The organism is Mesorhizobium sp. M7A.F.Ca.CA.002.05.1.1 (assembly GCF_003998335.1).
Lineage (GTDB): Bacteria > Pseudomonadota > Alphaproteobacteria > Rhizobiales > Rhizobiaceae > Mesorhizobium.
In genome coordinates this window covers 1-5678 of record NZ_RZQI01000360.1, presented here as the reverse complement: position 1 = coordinate 5678, position 5678 = coordinate 1, and the positions used below count along the sequence as shown (strand labels likewise).

Here is a 5678-nt window from a genome sequence, read left to right as displayed (position 1 = left end):
AAAACATGTTGGTGTAGACGCGGTCGAGGAATGCGGCGGCGTCGGGGCCTTGCACGGCAATCTTGCCCAATGTCGAGACATCGACGATCCCGGCGCTTTCGCGTGTCGCCTTGGCTTCGCGCACATAGGCCTGCTCGACCGTTTCGCCTGCATGGCCGTAGATCATCGGGCGATACCAGAGGCCCGCTGAATACATGGTCGCGCCGTTGGCCAGATGCCAATCATGCATCGGGGTCAATCGTTCGGGCTTGAGATCGCCAAAACGTTCCGCCGCCAGCGAGCCGATCGACACCGGCGCAAAGGGCGGCCGGAAGCGCGTCGTGCCGACTTCGGGGATGGGCTTGCCCAGGGCTTCGGCCATGATGGCAAGGCCGGGCACGTTGGAGCTCTTGCCCTGGTCGGTCGCCATGCCGAGCGTGGTGTAGCGTTTCAGATGCTCGACCGAGACAAAGCCTTCCCGGTGCGCCAGCCGCACGTCCTCTGCCGTCACGTCGTGCTGGAAGTCGACAAAGCTCTTGCCCTTGGCCCTGATCTCGAACACCGGTGCCGGATCAGGATCGCCGGGCACGGCTTCCACCGCCGGCAATACAGAAGGCGCGCTGGGGCCACCGGCTGCGGCAAGGCCCGCGGCGCGGCCTTCGGCGATGGCTTCGGCGGTGGAGAAACTGCCGGTGAAGGCGCCGGCGCCGATCCAGCTCTGTGTTGGCTTCGGCGGCAGGAAGGCCTGCCGCGCGGCATTCCATTCCGCCTTGGCGCCGGCCTGGCTGGCCAGATGGATGGTCGGCGACCAGCCGCCGGACATCAGCAGGCAATCGGCGTGGATACTGCGGGCATCGCCGATGAGCGTGCCGTTGGCCATATCGAAGCGTTGCAGTTTGAGGCCGGACAGCGCCTTTCCACCTTCGGTGGCGACGACGGCATGGCCAGCGAAGATCTCGGCCTCGGCTTCCGCGGCCAGCTTGCGCATCTCCGGCGAAAGTTCCGGCCTGACATCGGCGATGGCGACGACCGCGGCACCGGCCTTCTTCAAGGCGACGGCCGCCCGATAGGCGCTGTCATTGTTGGTGAACAGCGCGATCCGCTCGCCCGGCAGCACGCCGAATTCGTTGGCATAGCGCTCGGCTGCATGCGCCAGCATCACGCCTGGCCGGTCATTGCCGGGGAACACGAGCGGCCGCTCGAACGCACCGGTGGCCAGGACCACGGATTTGGCACGGATCGCCCAATAGCGATGGCGCGGCTCGCCCTTGCCTGGCTGATCCTTGTGATCGCTGACCCGTTCCAGCGCGGCAAGCGTGTTGTTGTCGTAATAACCCCACACTGTGGTGCGCGGTAAAAGCCGGACATTGTCGCGGCCTGCGAGCTGGGCGACGGTGCGGCGCGCCCAATCGGCAGCTGGTGCGCCATCGATCGTTTCCCCGGACCAGTTGGCCGAACCGCCGAAAAGCGGCTCGAGATCGGCCAACATGACGCGCGCTCCCTGATCGGCGGCGGTCCTGGCGGCCATCAGGCCGGCCGGGCCGGAGCCGACCACCAGCACGTCGCAAAAGGCGTTCATGCGCTCGTAGCGGGCCGGGTCTTTCGCCGTTCCGGCGCTGCCGAGACCGGCTGCGCGGCGGATGAAGTGTTCGCAGAACATCCAGAAGCGCGTGCCTTTGAGCGGGCCGAACACCGGTCCCATGAAGGTCTTGTAGTAGAACCCGGCCGACAGGATGTTGCCGCCGAGCTGGTTGACGGCGTTGATGTCCCAGGCAAGCGAGGGAAAGCGGTTCTGGCTGATGGCAACCAGGCCGTCATGGATTTCGACCAGGGTCGCCGGAATGTTGGGCTCGCGAACCTCGCCCTTCAACACCGTCACCAGCGCGTTGGGTTCCTCGACGCCGGCAGTCAGCAGGCCGCGCGGGCGGTGGTATTTGAACGAACGTCCGTAAAGCGTGACGCCCTTGGCCAGCAGCGCCGACGCCAGCGTGTCGCCGGCATGGCCGGTGTAGGCCGTGCCGTCGAAGGTGAAGCGGATGGTTTTCAGCCGGTCGATGCGGCCGCCGGTATCGGCGCGGCGCGGGCTCATGCCTTGTCCTCCGCCTTGCGGCGCGCGGCGGAGCCATGATCGCCGCGCCCTTGATGATCACCGCGCACAAAGGCAACGCTGGAAATCTCATGCGTCAGCGTGTTGCGCACGACGCGCAGATGCGCGCGGCAACCGCCGGAATGCTGCCATATCTCGTTGTGGTCGCCGGCCGGGTTCAGCCGGTCATAGACATAGGCATTCCACGCCTCGAAATTCTGGGAGGCGGAGTCGGGACGCTCACGATTGCCGTCACCCTGATAGGTGAACTCGATGACGTCGCGCGGACCGCAATAGGGGCAAGTGATCAACATTGGACTCTACCTATTGCTAATGCAGCCGCGGGTTTGCACCCTGGCCCTTGTCGTCGATCACCAGGCCGCGGTGGAAGCGGTCGAGGGTGAAGGGGGCGTTGAGATCGTGCGGCTGGTCCTTGGCGATGGTCCAGGCAAAGCACCAGCCCGAGGCCGGCGTCGCCTTGAAGCCGCCATAACACCAGCCGCAGTTGAGATACATGCCGGGCAGGGGACCGGTGGTGATGATCGGCGAGCCGTCCATCGACATGTCGCAGACGCCGCCCCAGGAGCGCAGCATGCGCACACGGGCAAGGCCCGGAAACAGCGCCAGCATTTCGCTCATCACCTCGTCGACGACAGGCAAATTGCCGCGCTGGGCGTAGCTGTTGTAGCCGTCGATGTCGCCGCCATAGATGAGGCCGCCCTTGTCCGACTGCGACATGTAGAAATGGCCCATGCCGAAGGTGACGACGGTGTCGATGAAGGGTTTCAGCGATTCCGTGACGAAGGCCTGCAGCACATGGCTCTCGATCGGCATCGTCTCGATGCCGGCCAGCTGCATGACGCGTCCGGTGCTGCCGGCGACCGCCACGGCCACCTTCCTGGCGCGGATGTCGCCGCGCGAAGTGGTGACGCCTGATATGCGGTCGCCATCGCGCAGAAAGCCGGTGACCTCGCAATTCTCGATGATGTCGACGCCGCGCCGGTCGGCGCCACGCGCATAGCCCCAGGCTACCGCATCGTGGCGGGCGGTGCCGGCGCGGCGCTGCATCAAGCCGCCGACCACCGGGAAGCGCGCGCTTTCGGAGACATCGAGCGCCGGGATCAGACGTTTGATCTCAGCTTTCGTCATCAGTTCGGCGTCGACGCCGAGATGGCGCATGGCGTTGCCGCGCCTTGCATAGTCGTCGAACTGGGCCGGCGTGTGCGCCAGGTTCAGGCAGCCGCGCTGCGAGAACATGACGTTGTAGTTGAGCTCATGCGAGAGGTTCTCCCACAGCTTCATCGAGTGTTCGTAGAAGCGGGTGTTGGCCGGCAGCAGGTAGTTCGAGCGCACCGCCGTGGTGTTGCGGCCGACATTGCCGGAACCGAGCCAGCCCTTTTCCACAACGGCGACATTGGTGATGCCGTGTTCCTTGGCAAGATAATAGGCGGTCGCCAGCCCATGACCGCCGCCACCGATGATGATGACGTCATAGGACGCCTTCGGGTCAGGCTTGCGCCATGCCGGCTTCCAATCCTTGTTTCCCTTGAGCGCGTTCGCGAGCAGCGAAAAGGCCGAGTACTCTGCCATTGATGTCATCCGGTTCGGGCGATGCGGCAGACTATAGAGCAGGCCGCATCCGCAAAGCCAGTATTGCGCCATCGCCTTTCGACTGGCCGACGCTTGAGATGGATGGATGGGGGTGAGTGATCGGTGGCGCCAATGATCGGGTGGGCTCGCGATACGACGGCTTGCCCCATGATAGGGCCGTCTTTATCAAGGACAGGCTTTTTCAAATTGCCTTTGCCGCCGGTGAGTCGCCAACAAATCATGCTTTTCCGATTGCTTCGTCTCATTTTGATCCTCACGCTTGTCGTTTCGGCGCCGATGTCGTTCGACGCGGCTGCACAAGGGCTTGGCCAGGCGCCAGCCGGGCTGGTCGCCGACCAGCAGAAGATCCTGCAGGACCTGACGACCAAGACCGACAATCTGGAAAAGAAGATCCAACAGGAAGCCGATGAGGATAGCAGCCTCGTCGATATCCGCTTGCAGCTCGAGGAGTTGTCTCGGCAATCGCTGAACAGCGCACTGGCTTTCCGCACGCGTCTTGGCGAGATCAACAGCCGGCTTGAACAGATCGGGCCAGCGCCCGCCGCCGGCCAGCCGCCGGAGCCCGACATCGTCAGCGGCGAGCGCCAGGCGCTGGTGTCGGAAAAGGCGGAGATAAACGCCGTCATCTCGCAGGCCCAGTCCTTGTCGATCCGCATCAGCGGGCTGATCGACAAGATCGGCAATATGCGCAGCGAGTTGTTCCGCAACCTTTTGACCAAACGCTACGTGCTGTCGGATGCGCTGAGCCCGCAGGTTTTCTCCGACGCCAAGGACGAATACACCAATCTGTACAAGGCGGTGTCTTCCTGGCTGAGCTTCGCTTTCAAGTTCAAGTTCCAGGCGATCCTCGCAGCGACCTTCGTGGCGCTCGGGCTGGCGCTGGTGCTGCTGGTCGGCGGCAGGCGGCTGTTCGGGAGGGTGTTCGAAGCCGATCCCTCCAATGAGGACCCGTCCTATCTCAGCCGCTTATCGGTGGCTTTCTGGTCAACCTTGCTGCCAACGCTGGCGGTTGCCGCCTTTCTGGGATCGACGATTTTCTTCTTCAATTATTACAATGTGTTGCGTGGTGATATTGGCCTGTTCCTCAATGCATTGGCGACCGCCATCGGCGTGGTGTTCTGCGTCAACCGGCTGACCAATGCGGCGCTGGAGCCGCGGCTGCCGAACTGGCGCCTTATCCCGGTCGAAACGGGGCCGGCGCGCTGGCTGGTGCGCCTGACCACCGCCATGGCCGTGGTCATCAGCGTCAACACCTTCCTGTCGGTGATCAACGACAAAATGGGCTCGCCGCTGTCATTGACCATTGCCCGCAGTTTCGGCGCAACCATCATCGTCGGCGTCATCCTGATCCTGATGGCGATGCTGAGGCCATTCAAGGCGCGTGATGGAAGTTGGCGGCCGTGGCCGGCATGGCTGCGCTATACGGCGCTTGCACTCGGTCTTTTCACCATCGTCGCGGCGCTGCTTGGTTACATCGGCCTCGCTCTGTTCGTTTCGCTGCAGGTCGTCGTTACCGGCACCGCGCTGATCACCGCCTATATCGGTTTCCTGTCGGCACAGGCGATCGGCGAGGAGGGTGCTTTCGCCAACACCACCGTCGGGCGCTGGCTGTCGGCCAAATCCAGCTACGAGGATACGGCCCTCGACCAGCTCGGCCTTGTCGTCAGCGTTGCCATCAATGTGATGATCGTGCTGGTGTTCCTGCCGCTGATCCTGCTGATGTGGGGTTTCCAGCTGGGCGATATCCAGGCTTGGGCCTACAAGCTCGCAACCGGGATCAACATCGGGTCGGTGACCATTTCGGTGACCGGCATCCTCTCCGGCATCGTCGTCTTCATCATAGGCTATTTCCTGACGCGCTGGTTCCAGGGCTGGCTCGACGGTTCGGTGATGGCGCGTGGCAAGGTCGATACCGGCGTGCGCAACTCGATCAGGCTGGCGGTCGGCTATGCCGGCGTCGCGCGCGCGGCACTGGTCGGCATCTCGGCGGCGGGCATAGACC

The 5678-nt window shown here is 63.8% G+C and carries 4 protein-coding genes; 1 reads left to right on the top strand and 3 read right to left on the bottom strand.

Features of this window, described 5'->3' with window-relative positions; all coding sequences use genetic code 11:
* From EN939_RS18615 to EN939_RS18605, 3 genes are all read right to left on the bottom strand, one after another.
* Positions 1 to 2068 (bottom strand): 2Fe-2S iron-sulfur cluster-binding protein (locus EN939_RS18615; RefSeq protein ID WP_127269176.1); only part of this gene is annotated, 2068 nt, incomplete at its 3' end.
* Positions 2065 to 2379, bottom strand: coding sequence for a sarcosine oxidase subunit delta (locus EN939_RS18610; RefSeq protein ID WP_127269175.1), 315 nt, complete (start codon positions 2377 to 2379; stop codon positions 2065 to 2067). The genes EN939_RS18610 and EN939_RS18615, both read right to left, overlap by 4 nt.
* Before the next feature lie 16 nt (positions 2380 to 2395).
* Positions 2396 to 3655 carry a sarcosine oxidase subunit beta gene (locus EN939_RS18605; RefSeq protein WP_127269174.1) on the bottom strand — a complete coding sequence of 420 codons (1260 nt, stop codon included), beginning with the start codon at positions 3653 to 3655 and terminating at the stop codon, positions 2396 to 2398.
* A gap of 240 nt (positions 3656 to 3895) precedes the next feature.
* Between EN939_RS18605 and EN939_RS18600 the strand changes: the two genes are divergently transcribed.
* Positions 3896 to 5678, top strand: a 1783-nt coding sequence (locus EN939_RS18600) for a mechanosensitive ion channel family protein (protein WP_164751067.1), incomplete at its 3' end; no start/stop codon positions are given.

Bases quoted from the DNA above. Each gene is read 5' to 3' on its own strand.
- EN939_RS18605 (WP_127269174.1), bottom strand. From the start codon at position 3,655: ATGGCAGAGTACTCGGCCTTTTCGCTGCTCGCGAACGCGCTCAAGGGA.
- EN939_RS18610 (WP_127269175.1), bottom strand. From the start codon at position 2,379: ATGTTGATCACTTGCCCCTATTGCGGTCCGCGCGACGTCATCGAGTTC.